This window comes from Methylobacterium sp. J-070, assembly GCF_022829385.1.
In the GTDB taxonomy this organism is placed as follows: domain Bacteria; phylum Pseudomonadota; class Alphaproteobacteria; order Rhizobiales; family Beijerinckiaceae; genus Methylobacterium.
This window is the reverse complement of sequence record NZ_JAKSXX010000063.1, coordinates 1-15,651: the sequence shown is the minus strand read 5'-3', so window position 1 is coordinate 15,651 and position 15,651 is coordinate 1. Positions and strand designations below refer to the sequence as shown.

The following is a 15,651-nucleotide window of genomic DNA, read 5'->3' as shown; positions in this document are numbered from 1 at the left end:
TGGCCGCCCTCCCGGCGCGGGTATCAGCCGGGCGCCGCCGCGTCGAGGCGGCGCGCCTCAGTTGAGCACGATCGGGTAGCAGCGCGCCCCGACCGAGGCGGCGAGCACCTGCACGGCGCCCACCGTGGCGACGTCGCCCGCCACGTGGACCACGTCGGTGGCGCGCAGGCTCGGCAGGTGGGCGGTGAGCGGGCCGGAGCGCACGTCCGGCGGCCGCTGGCGGCCCCGGTCGGCGCAGAGCACGATCCGGGCGACGCCGGTGCGGCGCAGCCAGTCCAGGCTGTCGCGCATGTAGAGGTCCAGCGCGTCGCGGGCGCCGACCGCCAGCGCCATCTCGCGCGCGGGCTCCACGTAGCGGGCCGCGCGGGCGATCGCCCAGATCGCCCCGAAGCCGGCGCCGGCCGCCACCAGCACGAGGCGGCCGCCGCCGGGGCGGTACTGCCCCCGGCCGACCGGCCCCTTCAGGCGCACGGGCTGGTCGAGCCGGAGCGCGTCGAGCGGGTCGCCCTCGGAGTCGCGGGCGACGTGGAACACCGCCTCGTTGATCTCGGCGACCCCGTCGACCCGCAGCGTCGGGGACAGCGTCAGCGTGGGCAGGCCCGCGAAGGTCACGAGGGCCTGATGGCCGGGCTCGCAGGTCGGGCGCCGGGTCAGGGTCGCGACGACCTCGACGATGCCGGGGCTGAGCCGGCGGATCTCCGTGACCGTGCCCTTGCGCAGGGCGACGGGCGGCGGCGGCGCCTCCTCCTGGCCCTGGATCGGGGCTCCGGGGAGCGCCGGCCGCAGGGTCTCGGCCCGGGCCCGGCGGGCGGGGTGGCGGCGGCCGGACGGGGCCGCGTTGCCCTGCGCGAAGCCCTGGCCGGCCAGAGGGGTGCCGGACTGCGCCAGGGACGGCGCGATCATGCCCTCGGCGAGCGCCGCCTCCAGCGGCGTGTCGCCGGGCGAGACGCGCACCGCCCGGCCGTTGACGACGAGCGAGCAGCGCGCGCCCATGGCCATACCCCGCGTGATCTGGAGAGGGTTCACGAAGGTCGGTTCACTTGGCACGGATCAGGAGCGAATCGACCAGCGCCGCCCAGCGCTCCCGGGTCGCCCGGACATCGTCGCTCGGGGCGGATTCCGTGAGGATCTGGCGCTGCGCCCGCAGCGACTCGACCTCCTGGCGCTGGGCCCGGAGCACCGCCTTCACCACCTGAAGCTGGGTCTCGAGGCGGTCGATCTCCTCGGCCTCGTCCGGATCGTCCGACAGGTCGTCGGAGAGGTCCGGGTGGCGGCCGGAGAGCGGCGGCCGGGTGCGGGCCTGCTGCTCCAGCCGGATCGGCCGGGCCATCAGGCGGCGCATGAGATCAGAGGTTCCCGCCTGCTGGTAACGCCTCGCCGCCTCGGCCATCCGACCATCCCCATCGCGGGCACTGACAGGCCCGTCCATCAACAGGAGCTTGATCGGACATGGTTAAGGGCGGCTTAACGATGGCATTCAGATTTTATTTACGCGTCAAGGTCTTACGGGCGGCATAACCCGGGTTCCCCGGGGCCGCCACGATCGCCGGCATGGCGGAGGACGGGGCGAGAGCCGGATTTGCCGTCCCGGCGCCGGCCGCCAAGGCGCGCCTCCCGGACGGCGCGGGACGGCGATGTCTGGGCAGCTTTCGCGAACCGCGTTCGGGAAGCCCCGACGGCTCACGCCGCCTGCGCGGCCGCCTGCTGCATCACCCCGGCGACGAGCGCGTAGGTCGCGACCCAGGCGTCCCGGACCTCCGGGGTGAAATCCGGGCCCAGGCCCCGCTCCAGGGTCCACAGCAGGGCGTCGCCCACCGGGGCGTAATGGCCGGCCTGCGTGCCGTAGGCCACGTGCTTGCGCCCGAGATCCTGGAGCGCCGGGACCACGCTCTCCGGGTGGTTCAGGTTGGCCACCGCCATCCCGAGCATGGCCATCAGCTTCCGCTTCTGCTCGGTCATGTCGTCGGGGAAGAGGCCGCGCACCTGCGGGGCGGTCTCGAACAGACGGCCGTAGAACAGGTCCGCCGCCGTCCCGGCGATCGGCCGCACCTTCGCGAAGCTGTCCTGAACGAGCCTCACCTGATCGGGGGTCATCGCATCACCTGCCATCACGTTGATCGCTGGTCGGCGGTATACCAAATCGGTCCGGTCGAGAACTCACATCACGCGGCTTCGGGGGCCGCTCCGACGATCTGGCGGGCCTGCAGCAGGGTCATGGGGTCGCCGAAGGCGGGACCGAGGGCGTACTCGCAGCCGAGGCCGGCCAGCGCCTGGGCGTCGGCCTCGGATTCGCAGCCCTCCGCCACGATGGCGAGGTTCAACTCGCTCGCCATGCGGACGATGGAGCGCAGGATCGCGGTCTGCCCGGTGCCGATCTGGCGCACGAAGGTCGCGTCGACCTTGATCGTGTCGAAGGGGAAGCGCTGCAGGTACGACAGCGCCGAGTAGCCGGTGCCGAAATCCGACAGGCACAGGCCCGCCCCGAGATCGTGGATCCGCGCCAGCATCTGGGCGGCGTATTCCGGGTTCTCCATCACGAGGCTCTCGCTGAACTCCAGCTTGAGCGAGCCGGGGAGCGCCCCGGAGCGGGCCAGCACGGTCTTCACGTCGTGCAGCAGGTCGTGGCGCAGGAGCTGGCGCGAGGACAGGTTGCAGGCCGCGAAGATCGGCGGCTCGACCTCCAGGGAGCGCTGCCAGGCGGCGAGTTCGAGGGCGGTGCGCTCCAGGGCGAAGATGCCGAGGTTGACGATGAAGCCGCTCTCCTCGGCGAGCGGCAGGAAGGTCGAGGCCGGGATGCGCCCGAGCTTCGGGTGGTCCCAGCGCAGCACGGTCTCGAACCCCGCCACGGTGCGGTCCTCGAGCCGCACCACCGGCAGGAACAGCACCTTCAGCTCGTTGCGTTCGATCGCCTTGCGCAGGTCGCTCTCCAGCATCAGCCGGTCGGTGCGGTCGGTGCGCATATGGGCGCGGAACACCTCGATCCGGTCGCCGCCGTTGCGCTTGGCCTGGATCATGGCGACCTCGGCGCACTTGAAAACCTCGTCGCGCTTGAGGTTGGCCCCCGCCTCGTAGAGCGCCAGCCCGATCGACACGGTGAGGAAGATCTCCCGGTCGGCGTAGGTGATCGGCGTCGCGATCGCCCGGCGGATCATCTCGGCGAAGGCCAGGATCCGGTCGGGGTCGCGCTCCGACAGGAGGATCACCGCGAACTCGTCGCCCGCCACCCGGGCCAGGGTGTCCTGGGGCCGCAGCAGGCGGCCGAGCCGGCGCGACAGGGTGAGCAGGATCGAATCCCCCGCCGACAGGCCGATCGCGTCGTTGATCGCCTTGAAGCGGTCGACGTCCAGCACGATCACGGTGGGCTTGAGGCGCTGGTCCTGGCTGGCGAAGGCCAGAGCGGCATCGAGGCGGTCGCCGAACAACTCGCGGTTCGGCAGGCCCGTGAGGCTGTCGTGCACGGCGTCGTGGAGCAGGCGCTCCTCGGCGGTCTTGACCTCGGTCACGTCCGCGATGGTGCCGACCACCCGGATCACCTCGCCGTCGGCGCCGATCACCGGCCGCGCCTTCAGCCGGTACCAGAAGAAGGTGCCGGCGGCCGAGCGCAGGCGGAAATCGTGCACGATGCGGCCGCGCCGCTCCTCGATCACCGTGTCGAGGGCCGCCGAATAGCGCTCCACGTCGAACGGGTGCAGCGCGCCGAGCCAGTTAGTGGCCGGCCCCTCCAGGGTGCCGCGGGGCAGGCCGAGCTGGCCCTCGATCTCCTGGCCGACGAAGACCCGGTCGGCGGGCACGTCCCAGTCGAACACCACGTCGCCCGCCCCGGTGAGCGCCAGCGCCCGCCGCTCGGTGTCGGAGACGAGGGCGTGGCTGAGGCCGCCCCCCGCGAAGGCGTGCTGGAGCACCGTGAAGCCGATCAGCATCACGATCAGCACGAGGCCGCCGATGAGGGCCGGCTGCACGAGGTCGCTGCCGATCTGGCCGGTGACCGCGAAGCCCGCCGCCGCCACCCAGACGACGAGCAGCAGCCAGGTCGGCACCAGCAGGATCGCCCGGTCGTAGCCGTTATGGACCGCGAGGTAGAGGATCAGCAGCAGGCCGATCCCCGCCACCGCCGCGATGGAGATGCGCGCCACCCCCGCCGCCACCGGCGGGTCGAACACCGCGAGCCCGACGAGGCCCGCCAGGAAGGCCAGCCAGAAGAACGCCACGTGGCTGTAGCGCACGTGCCAGCGGGCGAGGTTGAGGTAGGCGAACAGGAAGACCAGCAGCGTCGCCCCGAGCACCGCCTCCGCGGAGGCCCGGTAGACCCGCTCGGCCAGCTCGGTGACCGGGAAGACCCGCTGCAGGAAGCCGAAATCGATGCAGGCATAGGCGAGCACCGACCACGCGAGCGCGGCCGCCGCGGGGAAGATGATCGCGCCCTTGACCACGAACACGATGGTCAGGAACAGCGCCAGCAGCCCGCTGATTCCGATGATGATCCCCTTATACAGGGTCAGCCCGGCGGCCTTGCGCCGGTAGGCGTCCTGGTCCCAGAGGTGGAGCTGGGGGATGTTGGCGCCGCGCAATTCGGCCACGTAGGTGATCGTCGTGCCGGGATCCAGCGTGATGGTGAACTGGTCGGCTTCCGGGTTCTCGTCGCGCTCGGGCCGGATGCCCTGGCTCGCCGTGATGGCGGCGATCCGCGAGCCGCCGAGATCGGGCCAGATCACCCCGGAATCCACCAGCCGGAAATGCGGCGCCACCAGGATCCGGTCGATCTGCTCGTCGGTGTCGTTGGTGAGCGCGAACACGATCCAGTCGGGCCGGGCGCCGGCGTCGCGCGCCTTGACGACGATGCGGCGGACGATGCCGTCCTTGCCGGGCGCCGTGGAGATCTGGATCAGGTCGCCGTCCGAGCGGTAGCGCTCGATCGCGGAGGTCAGGTCGATCACCGGCGCGTCGAGGGTGACGCGCACCGCCTCGACGGCCTGAGCGGGAGCGCTCGCCGCGAGGGCACCGACGAGACCGCCGACCAGGGTCAGGAGGAGGGCGAGGATGCGCAAGGGTGTCTTGACTTCCGGCCGTGCGAGAAGCGGCGTCGGCCGCCCGGGCGGCCTCGATCGATAGGCGTGGGCCTGACCCGGGGCAAGCGCGCCCCGGGGCCGGTCCACCGCCCGCGGATCGCGCCCCTTTGCGGCCAAATCAAGTTGGGTGCGGGAGGGGGCGTCGTCGCACGGCCGTCTCAGAGCCGATCCGGCTCGGATTCTCCCAGCCGCGCCCTCATCCCTGTCGGCTTCACAGATCTTCGTTGGCGCGTGGGCGCAAGCGGCGCCGCCTCTCTCCCTCCCCCCTTTGCGGGGGAGGGTGGGCCGGCCGTCAGGCCGGGTCGGGAGAGGGGAGCCCGGCTTCAGGATAAGGCACAACCTTCTTGGCGGGCACAGCTCCATTCTGCACCGTCGCTCCCCTCTCCCGACGCCCTTCGGGGGCCACCCTCCCCCGCAGCGGGGGAGAGGGAGGGTGCGTGGCCGGCCGCGGCAGGGCGACCCGCCGAACATTCACGCCGCCCGGAGCGCCCCCGCGATCTTGTCGAGGGCGGGCAGCTTGCGGATCGGCCCGATCGCCGCCAGCGTCGGCGTGCCCCGCAGCATCGCGGCCGCCGCGGCGCGGACATCCGCCACCGTGACGGCATCGACCTTGTCGATCACCTCGCCGGCCGGGATCACCCGGCCCCAGGCCAGGATCTGGCGGGCGTTGCGCTCGATGCGGCCGCCCGGGGTCTCGAGCGCCGAGAGCAGCGACACCTTGAGCTGCGCCTTGGCGCGGGCGATCTCGGCGGCGTCGAGGTCGCGGGCGGCGCGCGCCGTGGCGGCGAGGGTCACGTCGACGAGTTCGGGCAGGTCGGCGCCCGCGGTGCCGGCGCCGATGCCGAACAGGCCGCAATCCGAGAACGGCCAGTGGAACGCCTGGATCTCGTAGGCGAGGCCGCGGGTCTCGCGCACCTCCTGCCACAGCCGCGAGGTCAGGCCGCCGCCGAGCACCTGCGCGAACATGTGCAGCGCGTAGTAGCGCTCGTCCCGGAACGACAGGCCGGGCAGGCCGATCACCAGGTTGGCCTGTTCGAGCTTGCGCGGCATCCGCCGCTCGCCGCCGCCATAGACCCCCGGCACCGCCGTGGGGGCGGCCTTCGCCGGCAGCACGCCGAAATGGCGCTCGGCCGCCGCCACGATCGCCTCGTGGGTCACGGCGCCGGCGCCGGCGACCACGATCCGGTCCGGGGTGTATTCCCGGTCGAGATAGGCGCGGATGCCGGCCTCGTCGAAGCTCCGGATCGTCTCGGGGCGCCCGAGGATCGGCCGGCCGACCGGCTGGTCCGGGAAGGCCGCCTCCGTGAAGGCGTCGTAGACCACGTCGTCGGGGGTGTCCTCGACGGCAGCGTATTCCTGCAGGATGACGCCCTTCTCCCGGGCGAGCTCGCCCGCGTCGAACACCGAATCGGTGAGGATGTCGCCGATCACGTCGAGGGCGAGATCGGCATCCTCGCCGAGCACCCGGGCGGTGTAGCTCGTCCCCTCGGTCGAGGTCGCGGCGTTGATCTCGCCGCCGACATTCTCGATCGCCTCGGCGATCTTCTGGGCGGAGCGGGCGCGGGTGCCCTTGAACGCCATGTGCTCGATGAGGTGGGACAGCCCGGCCTCGTCGGCGCGCTCGTTGCGCGAGCCGGCCCCGACCCAGACGCCCAGGCTGGCGGTGGCCACGCCGGGCATCGGTTCGGTGACCACCGTGACGCCGTTCTCAAGCCGCGTCGTGCGCAGGGACGGGGAGGCGGCGTGGGTGGAGAAATGCTGGTTCATCGACGGCTCGTCGCGAAGGGGACCGGATCGGACGCGGATTCCCTCCCCCCTCTGCGGGGGGAGGAGGACCGGCGCGCCAAACTCACGCAGCCCGCGTGATGCGGGCGCGGGCGCGGATGTGCGCTTCCACCGCGGCCTGGTCGTTGGCCACCCGGGTCAGGCGCTCGGGCCGGTCCATGAGGTCGGCGAGGTGCGGCGGCAGGGGCGGGCGCAGGCCGCCGGTGGCCTTGGCGACCGCGTCCGGGAATTTGGCCGGATGCGCGGTGGCCAGCGCCACCACGGGGGTCGCGGGATCCCGCTCCAGCAGCCGCCGCCCGGCGTGCACCCCGATGGCGCTGTGGGGATCGAGCACCACGCCGGTGGCGGCCTGGGTCAGGGCGATCTCCGCCATGACGTCGGGCTCGGGCACCGCGACGGCGTCGAACTCGGCGCGGACCGTGGCCAGCACCTCCGGGTTCAGGGAGAAGCCGCCGGATTGCTTCAGCCCGGCCATCAGCCGCGACAGGGACGCGGCGTCGCGCCCGAGCGCCTCGAACAGCAGCCGCTCGAAGTTCGACGAGATCTGGATGTCCATCGAGGGCGAGGTGGTGGGCACCACGCCGCGCAGGTCGTAGGCGCCGTGCTCCAGCGTGCGCACCAGGATGTCGTTGGCGTTGGTGCCGATCATCAGCCTCGCGATCGGCAGGCCCATCTGCTTGGCGACCCAGCCGGCGAGCACGTCGCCGAAATTGCCGGTCGGCACCGCGAAGGAGACCGGGCGGTGGGGCGCGCCGAGCGCCACCGCGCTGGTGAAGTAGTAGACCGCCTGCGCGGCGACCCGGGCCCAGTTGATCGAGTTGACCCCCGACAGCCGCACCGCATCGGCGAAGTCGGCGTGCTGGAACAGGGCTTTGACGAGATTCTGGCAATCGTCGAAGGTGCCGTCGACGGCGAGCGCGTGGACGTTCTGCGCCGGCACCGAGGTCATCTGGCGCCGCTGCACCTCGGAGACCCGCCCGTGCGGGTAGAGGATGAACACGTCGACCCGGTCGAGGCCGCCGAAGGCGTCCACGGCGGCGGAGCCGGTATCGCCCGAGGTCGCGCCCACGATGGTGGCGCGGGTGCCGCGCGCGGCCAGCACGTGGTCCATCAGCCGCCCGAGCAGCTGCATCGCCACGTCCTTGAAGGCGAGCGTCGGCCCGTGGAAGAGCTCCAGCAGGAACAGGTTGTCGTCGAGCTGGGTCAGCGGGCAGACCGCCGGGTGACGGAAGGTGGCGTAGGACTCGTCGATCATCCGGTCGAGGTCCGGGCCGGCGATGTCGCCGTCGATCAGCGGGCGCAGCACCCGCTTGGCGGCCTCCGCGTAGGGCCGGCCGGCCAGGGCGGCGATCTCCGCCGGGGCGATCTGCGGCCAGGTCTGCGGCACGTAGAGCCCGCCGTCGCGGGCGAGGCCCGCCAGGAGCGCATCCGAGAACGAGAGCGGCGCGGCCTCGCCGCGGGTCGAGACGTGGAGCACAGGGGCCTCCGGGAGGAAGGCGCTCCCTCTACACGATGCCGGCGGACCTGTCGAAAACCCGCGCCGCGCCGGCGCGGGCCCCGGGCTTTAACCGGGGCTGAACGGGCCGGTTCAGGACCGGTTCGGCGGCCCGTCCCTATAGCCGGACCGCCCCGCGGCCCCCGGGCCGGCGGGGCGGATCCCGCCTCGAAAGAGACCCGCCATGACCCGAATCATCGCCCTCGCGGGCGTCGCGGCCCTGCTGTCCGGCAGCGTGGCCCTCGCGCAGACCCCGCCGCCGCCGGGCGGCCCGAGGCCCGGCCCCGAGGCCGGACCGCCGCCGCCCCCGCCGCCGGGCGGTCCCCGGCGCGGCCCCGGTCCGGATGGGCCGCCGCCTCCGCCGCCGCCGCCGTCGCGGGCCGCCCATTTCGTGCTCGAGCGCGGCGACGCGCGCATCGACGTGAAATGCGCGGACGAGGATTCGACCAAGGCCTGCGCCGACATCACCCTGCAGCTCCTCGACCGGCTCGCCACGATGCGGCCCGGCGAGGGCCGGTAGGGCGTCGCCGGGCCGGCGCGGCTCAGGCGCTCGTGCCCGGCGCCTTGATCAGGCGGCAGCCGGTGATGCGCCACTGCCCGTCCGCATCCCGGACGAGGCTGTACTCGGCGGTCCAGTCGACGCCGTACGCGTCCTGGATCGCCACCGACTGGACCACGCTGTCCGCGCCCGTGTCCCGGGCCTCGCCGAACACGAAGCTGCGGTGGCGGTAGACCGGGCCGTACTGGTTGCGGACCATGCCGATGAACAGGTCGGCGTTCGGGAACAGCGCGCGGATCGCCGGGGCGGCCTGCTCGTAGGCGGTCTGCGCGTCGTCGCGGCCCAGCGCCTGTTCCTGCTTGGCGATCACCGCCCGGGCCGCCGCGCGGTCCCCGTCGTCGGCCGCCGCCGGGCCCGCGAGGCCGAGGGCGAGGAGGAGGAGGGCGGGCCACGCGCGCATCGACGGTCACTCCGGCTCAGGCGCGCGCCGCCGAAGGGACATCGCTTCGGCGACCGCGCGCGTCACGACACAGGCTCGGATCGGCTCCCGATCGGGAGCAGATCTGGACGGATCGAGGATCCGTCATCCGCCTTCGGAAATGGTCTCCGGTTCGGCGATGACAATCGGCAGGCAGGAGCGCGGACGGATTTGCCGCGCGGAGATCCGGTCCGGCCCGGCGGAGACACGCCCCGGCAACGCGCATCGGTTGGGCAGGCATCGCGTTCAAGTTGTGCAAGTCGCTGAAAACATGTGCATTTTCCCGCCGGACCGGCGCCGCGGGTTTGACCCCCCGCCCGGGCTTTGCGAGCCTCCCCGCGCCGATTCGGTTCCGGGAGAACCGTCCGGGCACAGCGCAGGCCGACGATGCAGATCCATGCGGACGACGATGCCGGGGCCCGAGCGGCCCGCGCCATGAGCGTCGGGGTGTTCATCCCGATCGGCAACAACGGCTGGCTGATCTCGGAGAACGCCCCGCAATACCGCCCGAGCTTCGAGCTGAACAAGCAGATCACCCTGAAGGCCGAGGGCTACGGGCTCGATTTCGCCCTCTCGATGATCAAGCTGCGCGGCTTCGGCGGCAAGACCGAGTTCTGGGACCACAACCTCGAATCGTTCACGCTGATGGCGGGGCTCGCCGCCGTCACCACCCGGATCCAGCTGTTCGCCACCGCGGCGACCCTGTGCATGCCGCCCGCGATCGTCGCCCGCATGGCCGCGACCATCGATTCGATCTCCGGCGGGCGCTTCGGCCTGAACCTCGTCACCGGCTGGCAGAAGCCCGAGTACGACCAGATGGGTCTATGGCCGGGCGACGCGTATTTCGCCAAGCGTTACGACTATTTGGCCGAGTATGCTCAGATCCTGCGCGAGCTGTGGGAGACGGGTGTCAGCGACCTCAAGGGCACGTTCTTCCAGATGAACGATTGCCGCCTGAGCCCCCGGCCGCAGGCGCCGATGAAGATCATCTGCGCCGGCCAGAGCGGCGCCGGGCTGGCCTTCACGGCGCGGTACGCCGACTACAATTTCTGCCTGGGCAAGGGCCTCAACACGCCGACCGCCTTCGCCCCCGTGGTGGAGAAGCTCGCGGAGGCCGGCGCCGGGACCGGGCGGCACGTGACCGCCTTCGCGCTGTTCATGATCATCGCCGACGAGACCGACGCCGCCGCGATGGCGACCTGGGAGCACTACCGGGCGGGGGCCGACGCCGAGGCGATCGCGTGGCTCGGGCTCCAGGGCGCGGCCGACACCAAGTCCGGCAGCGACACCAACGTGCGCCAGCTCGCCGACCCGGCCTCGGCGGTGAACCTCAACATGGGCACCCTGGTGGGCAGCTACGCCAGCGTGGCGGCGATGCTCGACACGATCACGACGATCGACGGGGTGGAGGGGGTGCTGCTGGTGTTCGACGACTTCCTGAAGGGGCTCGACGCCTTCGGAACCCGGATCCAGCCGCTGATGCAATCGCGGCGGCACGTGGTGCCGGCACCGCTCGCCGAGGTCGCGTGATGGACGCCCCCGCGGGTTTTCGCGATGCCCAGGGCCGGCACGGCGCGGTGACGCTGCCGGCGCGCCCCGAGCCGATCGCCTTCGATCCGGCCGCCACGGTCCTGATCGTCGTCGACGTGCAGAACGCCTATGCGAGCCCGGGGGGCTACCTCGACCTCGCGGGCTTCGACGTGTCGGGCACCGGGCCGGTGGTCGCCCAGGTCGCCCGGGCGGTGGCGGCGGCGCGGGCGGCCGGGATCCGGATCCTGTGGTTCCAGAACGGCTGGGACCCGGACTACGTCGAGGCGGGCGGGCCGGGCTCGCCGAACTGGCACAAGTCCAACGCCCTCAAGACCATGCGCCGGCACCCGGAGCGGAACGCGCGGCTCCTCGCCAAGGGCTCCTGGGACTACGCCCTTGTGGACGCCCTGAAGCCGGAGCCGGGCGACATCGTGATGGGCAAGCCGCGCTACAGCGGCTTCTACAACACGCCCCTCGACAGCACCCTGCGCGCCCGGGGGGTGAACACGCTGGTCTTCGCCGGCATCGCCACCAATGTCTGCGTCGAGTCGACCCTGCGGGACGGCTACCACCGCGAGTATTTCGGGATCGTCCTCGCCGACGCCACCCACCAGGCCGGGCCGCGGAGCCTGCACGAGGGCGCGCTCGCCAACATCGAGACCTTCTTCGGCTGGGTCTCGGACGTGTCGTCGTTCGAGGCGGCGCTCGGCGCGGGCGCCCGGGCGGCGGCCGAGTAGCTCACCCGCGATCCCGACACCCCTGCCGCGAGGGTCCCAGACAATGCCGAAGCAGGTCGTCATCCCGCCCGGTTCGGGCAAGCCGCTGGCCCCCTACGTGCCGGGCACCCTGGCCGACGGGGTGCTGTACGTCTCGGGCACGCTCCCCCTCGATCGGGACGCCAACGTGGTCCATGTCGGGGATGCCGGCGCCCAGGCCCGGCACGTGCTGGAGACGATCAAGGGCGTGGTCGAGGCCGCGGGCGGCACGATGGACGACGTGACCTTCAACCACGTCTTCCTGAAGGACTGGGCCGATTACGGGGCGATCAACGCGGTCTACGCCGCGTACTTCCCCGGGGAGAAGCCGGCGCGCTACTGCATCCAGTGCGGCCTCGTGAAGCCGGACGCGCTGGTGGAGATCGCCTCCGTGGCCCATATCGGCCGCTGACGGGCGGCTCGACGGAGCCCTGCGCGAAGACAGACCGGTGGCCGACCCCGCCGAACCTGGAGCGGTCGAGGGTCGCGAGGCTGCAGCCGGCCGGCCGGACCTCCCCAGAGCGCGCGTCGAGCGCCTGGACCGCGTGCCCTGACGATGAGCTCGGGCGGATTCGCCAGGCGCCCGAGCTTGCGGGATCAGCCAGTCGGCCGTGCCAGGAGGCTTCGCAGGAGGCCCGGCAGCGCCGCCGCCAGGAGGCCGGCCGCCCGCAGCACCTCCGCGGCCTCCCCGGGGGAGCGACGGGCGAGCGCCAGGGCGAGGCGCAGGGGCAGCTGCGCGCCGAGGCTCGCGACCGTGAGGGCGAGGGCCATCGCGGCGCCGTGGTGCTTGCCGGCATACAGGATCTGGCTGCGCAGGAAGTAGAACAGCCGCCGCGCCCGGACCTGCCGCGTCGTGCCCTGGCCGACATGGCCGGCCACCGCCCCGGCCACGTGCCGCACCGAGAAGCCCGCCGCCCGGGCGCGGGCGCAGAGGTCGACATCCTCCCAGTAGACGAAGAAGCGCGGGTCGAAGCCGCCGAGCGCCTGGAACAGGTCGCGGCGGATCATCAGGAAGGCGCCCATCACCTGGTCGACGGCGCGGTCCTCCGCGTGGTCCCAGTCGAGCAGGAAATGCGGCCGTACGAGCCCCAGCCGGTCCAGCGCGAGGGCGCGCGCGAGGAGGCCGGGGCCCGAGGGGGTCCGGGCGCAGGAGCGCGCGGTCCGCCCGTCCGGATCGACGAGCCGGGCGCCGACGATCCCGGTCCGGGGGTCGGCCATCAGGGCGGCGCGGGCGCAGGCGAGGGCGTCGGGTGCGACCTGCGTGTCCGGGTTGAGGAACAGGATCGCGGGGGCGTCCCCGGCGGCGGCGCCCTGGTCGCAGGCCCGGCCGAAGCCGAGATTCGCCGCGTTCCGGATCAGCCGGAGGGGGCGGGGCAGGGGGGGCAGGTTGCACGTCGAGCCGTCCCCGGAGGCGTTGTCGACCACGGTGACCTGCACGGTGGCGGCGTCCCGGACCGCCGCGAGGCTCGCCAGGCAGGCGCCCAGCAGGGCGCCGCCGTTCCAGTTGACGATCACCACGTCCAGGACAGGACGATCGGTCATGACGGGTCCTCGGGCCGGTTCTTGGGCAGGTTCTTGGGCAGGTTCTTGGGCAAATCCTCGGGCAAGTCCCCGGGCGGCCCGAGGCGTCCGAGGGCGCCGTCGCGGGCGGCCGCGAGGAGCCGCAGCAGCACGGCGGGCCGCCAGCCGGCATCCGCCCAGTACAGCCCGGCCTGGAGCGGCAGGTAGGCGGCCTGGGCGAGCTTCCAGCGCAGGGGCACGTGCGGCAGGCGCCACGCGTAGACCGCGTTGCGCAGATAGGTCGCCATCCGGAACAGGGGCTGGCGCGGCATCGCGATGCCGAACCTGCCGATCCCGAACGCCCGGATCACCCCGCCGCCGACCCGGTGGGGGATCGCGACCGCGCGGGCGACGTAGCAGCCGCGGCCGAGGCTCCAGGCGCGAAAGCACCATTCGAGCTCGACCCCGTCGATGAAGAAGTCGACCCGGAACGGCCCGACCCGGGCGAACGCCGCGAGGTCGATGAGCGAGCCCGAGGTCGCCAGGAACTGCACCGGCGCGAGGTCGCCCCGCTCCGGCGCGCCGGGGCGGGGCGGGTAGGCGGGCGCCTTGTGGCCCGGGGCCGGCGCGGGGGCCGGCCCCACGACCGCCGCCGGGATCCCGGCGTCCCGCAGCCGGTCCAGGGCCGCCAGCAGCTCGGCCGCCAGCCCCGCGGCGGCGCGGTCGCCGGGCGGCTCGGCATCCTGGTCGAGGAGCAGGAGGGTGTCGGCTCCGGCCGCCCGGGCGGCCTCGGCGATCCGGTTGAGCGCCTCCGCGATGCCGAGGTTCCTCCCCTCCGACAGCAGGGTCACGCCGGCCCCGGCGAGGCGCCGGGCCTCCGCGTCCGGAAGGCCGCCGTTGTCGAAGGCGATCACCGCGGCGAACCCGGCGGCTTCCTGCGCCCGGACGCGCGCCAACTGGTCGGGGCCCGGACGGAACAGGGTGATCCCGAGGGCGAGGCGGCTCAGCCGCGGGTCAGGCACCGGCCGCGTCCCGGCTCCGATCGCGGCCCCTCACGCCCGCTCCACCGCGGCGGTCGCCGCCTCCAGGGCGGCCGTGATGGCGGCGGCCTGCTCGGCGCTGAGCGGGCCGCGGCCGAGACGCAACTGCAGGGCGAGCTTCAGCCCCTCCTTGGCCCGCACCACCGAGGGCGGCGGCCCGTCGCCCCGGGCGGCCTCGGCCTGCGCCATGCGGGCGAGGATCGCCTCGAGGGTCGGGCGGTTGCCGTCCAGGACGGCCCGCCCCTCCGCGGTGACCGTGTGCAGTCGCTTCGTACCCTCCCCCTGGGTCACCGTCACGTGGCCGAGGTCCTCCAGGAGCGTGAGCGTCGGGTAGACCGTGCCGGGGCTCGGGCTGTAGGCGCCGCCGACCCGCTCCTCGATGGCCTTGATGATCTCGTAGCCGTGCCGGGGCTTCTCGGCGATGAGATGGAGGATGACGAGGCGCAGGTCGCCGTGGGCGAAGAAGCGCGCGAGGTCGCCGCGGCCGCCGCGGCCGAACATCCGGCGGCCGTGGGGACCGTGGGGGCCGTGGCGCCCCCGGGGATCCGCCTCGATCGGGCCGCGATGCGCCCGGGCGCGGTGGGGATCGAAGGGGTCGGCGCGCAGACAGTCGAAGGCACGGGGATGCATGGGGGCGACTCCGTTTCGATATGGCGTAAAACTAGATATATCGAAATAGGCTCGCCAACAAGGCGCCGTCCCGGCGGACCGCGGGTACGGAACCGCCCGGGGCGCACGGTTTACGGACCTCGCCGGTTCCGTTAGTGCCACGGGTAACCAGAGCCATGACCCTTCCGCGCTGCCTCGCCCCCCGACGCTGCCCGCCCGCTGCGGCCCATGAACCGATCCGCACCCCGCGCCTCGACCGCGCCGACCCCGAAGGCTGTCGGCCGAGGCCGCGCCCCGTGACGGCGCGCGGCGAACGTCCGTCCGCGGGGCCCTGAGATGCCCGTCGGCTCCCACGGCCTCGGCCGGGCCTCGACCCTCACGCAGATCACGCGCCGGCTGCGCGATCGGCTGGCCACGCCGGCGGCCCTGCATCGCCTCTGGGCCGGCGCGGATGCGGCGGACGGCCCGGACCTCGAAGGGCGCCTGGTCGCCGCGCTGGAACCGCACTTCGACGCGGGCTTCTACGCGAGCTGGTACGGCATCACGGCCGATCCGGTGCGCGACTACCTGGTCCAGGGCTGGCGCGCGGGCCGGGACCCGCGGGCCGACTTCGCCTCCGCCGACTACCTCGCCGCGCGCCCCTACTTGGCCAGGGCCGGCATCAACCCGTTCCTGCACGCCCTGGCGCGCCGCCGCCGCAGGGGTGATCGCAGCGGGCAGGCCGCGGGACATCCGCTGCCCCCGCGCGACACCGCCGAGTTCGAGCGCCTCGCACGCCGCGTCGTGGACGGGCCGTTCTACCGCGCCTGCAACCCCGACCTCGCCGAAGCCGGCGGCGACCCGGTCGACTACTACATGCCCTAGGGCTGGCGCGAGGGCCGCAAGCCAGCGCCC

The 15,651-nt window shown here is 73.2% G+C and carries 15 protein-coding genes; 5 read left to right on the top strand and 10 right to left on the bottom strand.

Annotated features, from left to right (window positions below; translation table 11 throughout):
* Positions 1 to 57: 57 nt before the first annotated feature.
* The 6 genes from MKL01_RS04125 to thrC form a co-directional block, all read right to left on the bottom strand.
* Entirely contained in the window at positions 58 to 993 is a 936-nt protein-coding gene (locus MKL01_RS04125) for a ferredoxin--NAD(+) reductase (RefSeq protein ID WP_243904016.1), read from the bottom strand.
* Positions 994 to 1,036: 43 nt separating this feature from the next.
* Positions 1,037 to 1,342: a hypothetical protein gene (locus tag MKL01_RS04120; protein WP_243903961.1), complete on the bottom strand. Its 306-nt coding sequence runs from the start codon at positions 1,340 to 1,342 to the stop codon at positions 1,037 to 1,039.
* 338 nt (positions 1,343 to 1,680) lie between these two features.
* Positions 1,681 to 2,094, bottom strand: coding sequence for a globin family protein (locus MKL01_RS04115; RefSeq protein WP_243903960.1), 414 nt, complete (start codon positions 2,092 to 2,094; stop codon positions 1,681 to 1,683).
* 68 nt (positions 2,095 to 2,162) lie between these two features.
* Positions 2,163 to 5,045, bottom strand: a complete 2,883-nt coding sequence (locus MKL01_RS04110; protein ID WP_243903959.1) for an EAL domain-containing protein — start codon at positions 5,043 to 5,045, stop codon at positions 2,163 to 2,165.
* A gap of 492 nt (positions 5,046 to 5,537) precedes the next feature.
* Complete coding sequence (locus MKL01_RS04105) at positions 5,538 to 6,833, bottom strand: M16 family metallopeptidase (RefSeq protein ID WP_243903958.1); 1,296 nt, start codon at positions 6,831 to 6,833, stop codon at positions 5,538 to 5,540.
* Positions 6,834 to 6,915: 82 nt separating this feature from the next.
* Positions 6,916 to 8,328 (bottom strand): threonine synthase, encoded by a 1,413-nt coding sequence (gene thrC, locus MKL01_RS04100; RefSeq protein WP_243903957.1) that lies wholly within the window; start codon positions 8,326 to 8,328, stop codon positions 6,916 to 6,918.
* A gap of 202 nt (positions 8,329 to 8,530) precedes the next feature.
* On the opposite strand from thrC, the gene MKL01_RS04095 reads away from it, so the two are divergent.
* A complete protein-coding gene (locus MKL01_RS04095; RefSeq protein ID WP_243903956.1) occupies positions 8,531 to 8,866 on the top strand; it encodes a hypothetical protein in 336 nt (111 codons plus the stop codon).
* A 22-nt stretch (positions 8,867 to 8,888) separates the two neighbouring features.
* Here MKL01_RS04095 and MKL01_RS04090 read toward each other — a convergent pair whose 3' ends face one another.
* On the bottom strand, positions 8,889 to 9,305 hold the full coding sequence (locus tag MKL01_RS04090) for a DUF4864 domain-containing protein (RefSeq protein WP_243903955.1): 417 nt from the start codon (positions 9,303 to 9,305) through the stop codon (positions 8,889 to 8,891).
* Between the two features lie 453 nt (positions 9,306 to 9,758).
* Here MKL01_RS04090 and rutA point away from each other — a divergent pair, with 453 nt between their 5' ends.
* Genes rutA through rutC form a run of 3 tightly spaced genes read left to right on the top strand, consistent with a single transcriptional unit; the run spans position 9,759 to position 12,020 of the window.
* Positions 9,759 to 10,853 (top strand): pyrimidine utilization protein A, encoded by a 1,095-nt coding sequence (gene rutA, locus MKL01_RS04085; protein ID WP_243904015.1) that lies wholly within the window; start codon positions 9,759 to 9,761, stop codon positions 10,851 to 10,853.
* Positions 10,853 to 11,590 carry a pyrimidine utilization protein B gene (rutB, locus tag MKL01_RS04080; RefSeq protein ID WP_243903954.1) on the top strand — a complete coding sequence of 246 codons (738 nt, stop codon included), beginning with the start codon at positions 10,853 to 10,855 and terminating at the stop codon, positions 11,588 to 11,590. The genes rutA and rutB overlap by 1 nt, the downstream gene beginning before the upstream one ends.
* Positions 11,591 to 11,633: 43 nt before the next feature.
* Entirely contained in the window at positions 11,634 to 12,020 is a 387-nt protein-coding gene (rutC, locus tag MKL01_RS04075; RefSeq protein ID WP_243903953.1) for a pyrimidine utilization protein C, read from the top strand.
* Between the two features lie 185 nt (positions 12,021 to 12,205).
* Here the strand turns inward: rutC and MKL01_RS04070 are convergent, their stop codons facing one another.
* The 3 genes from MKL01_RS04070 to MKL01_RS04060 are packed head-to-tail and all read right to left on the bottom strand — an operon-like array spanning position 12,206 to position 14,778.
* The gene (locus MKL01_RS04070) at positions 12,206 to 13,150 is read right to left on the bottom strand and encodes a glycosyltransferase family 2 protein (protein WP_243903952.1); all 945 of its coding nucleotides are present in this window, start codon (positions 13,148 to 13,150) and stop codon (positions 12,206 to 12,208) included.
* Complete coding sequence (locus MKL01_RS04065) at positions 13,147 to 14,130, bottom strand: glycosyltransferase family 2 protein (RefSeq protein WP_243903951.1); 984 nt, start codon at positions 14,128 to 14,130, stop codon at positions 13,147 to 13,149. The genes MKL01_RS04070 and MKL01_RS04065 overlap by 4 nt, the downstream gene beginning before the upstream one ends.
* Before the next feature lie 30 nt (positions 14,131 to 14,160).
* On the bottom strand, positions 14,161 to 14,778 hold the full coding sequence (locus tag MKL01_RS04060; protein WP_243903950.1) for a PadR family transcriptional regulator: 618 nt from the start codon (positions 14,776 to 14,778) through the stop codon (positions 14,161 to 14,163).
* 315 nt (positions 14,779 to 15,093) lie between these two features.
* Between MKL01_RS04060 and MKL01_RS04055 the strand changes: the two genes are divergently transcribed.
* A complete protein-coding gene (locus tag MKL01_RS04055; protein ID WP_243903949.1) occupies positions 15,094 to 15,621 on the top strand; it encodes a hypothetical protein in 528 nt (175 codons plus the stop codon).
* The last annotated feature ends 30 nt before the right edge of the window (positions 15,622 to 15,651 follow it).

Excerpts from the sequence above, each read along its gene's own strand:
- MKL01_RS04125 (WP_243904016.1), bottom strand. The coding sequence starts at position 993 with ATGGGCGCGCGCTGCTCGCTCGTCGTCAACGGCCGGGCGGTGCGCGTC.
- MKL01_RS04120 (WP_243903961.1), bottom strand. The coding sequence starts at position 1,342 with ATGCGCCGCCTGATGGCCCGGCCGATCCGGCTGGAGCAGCAGGCCCGC.
- MKL01_RS04115 (WP_243903960.1), bottom strand. The coding sequence starts at position 2,094 with ATGACCCCCGATCAGGTGAGGCTCGTTCAGGACAGCTTCGCGAAGGTG.
- MKL01_RS04105 (WP_243903958.1), bottom strand. The coding sequence starts at position 6,833 with ATGAACCAGCATTTCTCCACCCACGCCGCCTCCCCGTCCCTGCGCACG.
- MKL01_RS04095 (WP_243903956.1), top strand. The coding sequence starts at position 8,531 with ATGACCCGAATCATCGCCCTCGCGGGCGTCGCGGCCCTGCTGTCCGGC.
- MKL01_RS04090 (WP_243903955.1), bottom strand. The coding sequence starts at position 9,305 with ATGCGCGCGTGGCCCGCCCTCCTCCTCCTCGCCCTCGGCCTCGCGGGC.
- rutA (WP_243904015.1), top strand. The coding sequence starts at position 9,759 with ATGAGCGTCGGGGTGTTCATCCCGATCGGCAACAACGGCTGGCTGATC.
- rutB (WP_243903954.1), top strand. The coding sequence starts at position 10,853 with ATGGACGCCCCCGCGGGTTTTCGCGATGCCCAGGGCCGGCACGGCGCG.
- rutC (WP_243903953.1), top strand. The coding sequence starts at position 11,634 with ATGCCGAAGCAGGTCGTCATCCCGCCCGGTTCGGGCAAGCCGCTGGCC.
- MKL01_RS04070 (WP_243903952.1), bottom strand. The coding sequence starts at position 13,150 with ATGACCGATCGTCCTGTCCTGGACGTGGTGATCGTCAACTGGAACGGC.
- MKL01_RS04060 (WP_243903950.1), bottom strand. The coding sequence starts at position 14,778 with ATGCATCCCCGTGCCTTCGACTGTCTGCGCGCCGACCCCTTCGATCCC.
- MKL01_RS04055 (WP_243903949.1), top strand. The coding sequence starts at position 15,094 with ATGCCCGTCGGCTCCCACGGCCTCGGCCGGGCCTCGACCCTCACGCAG.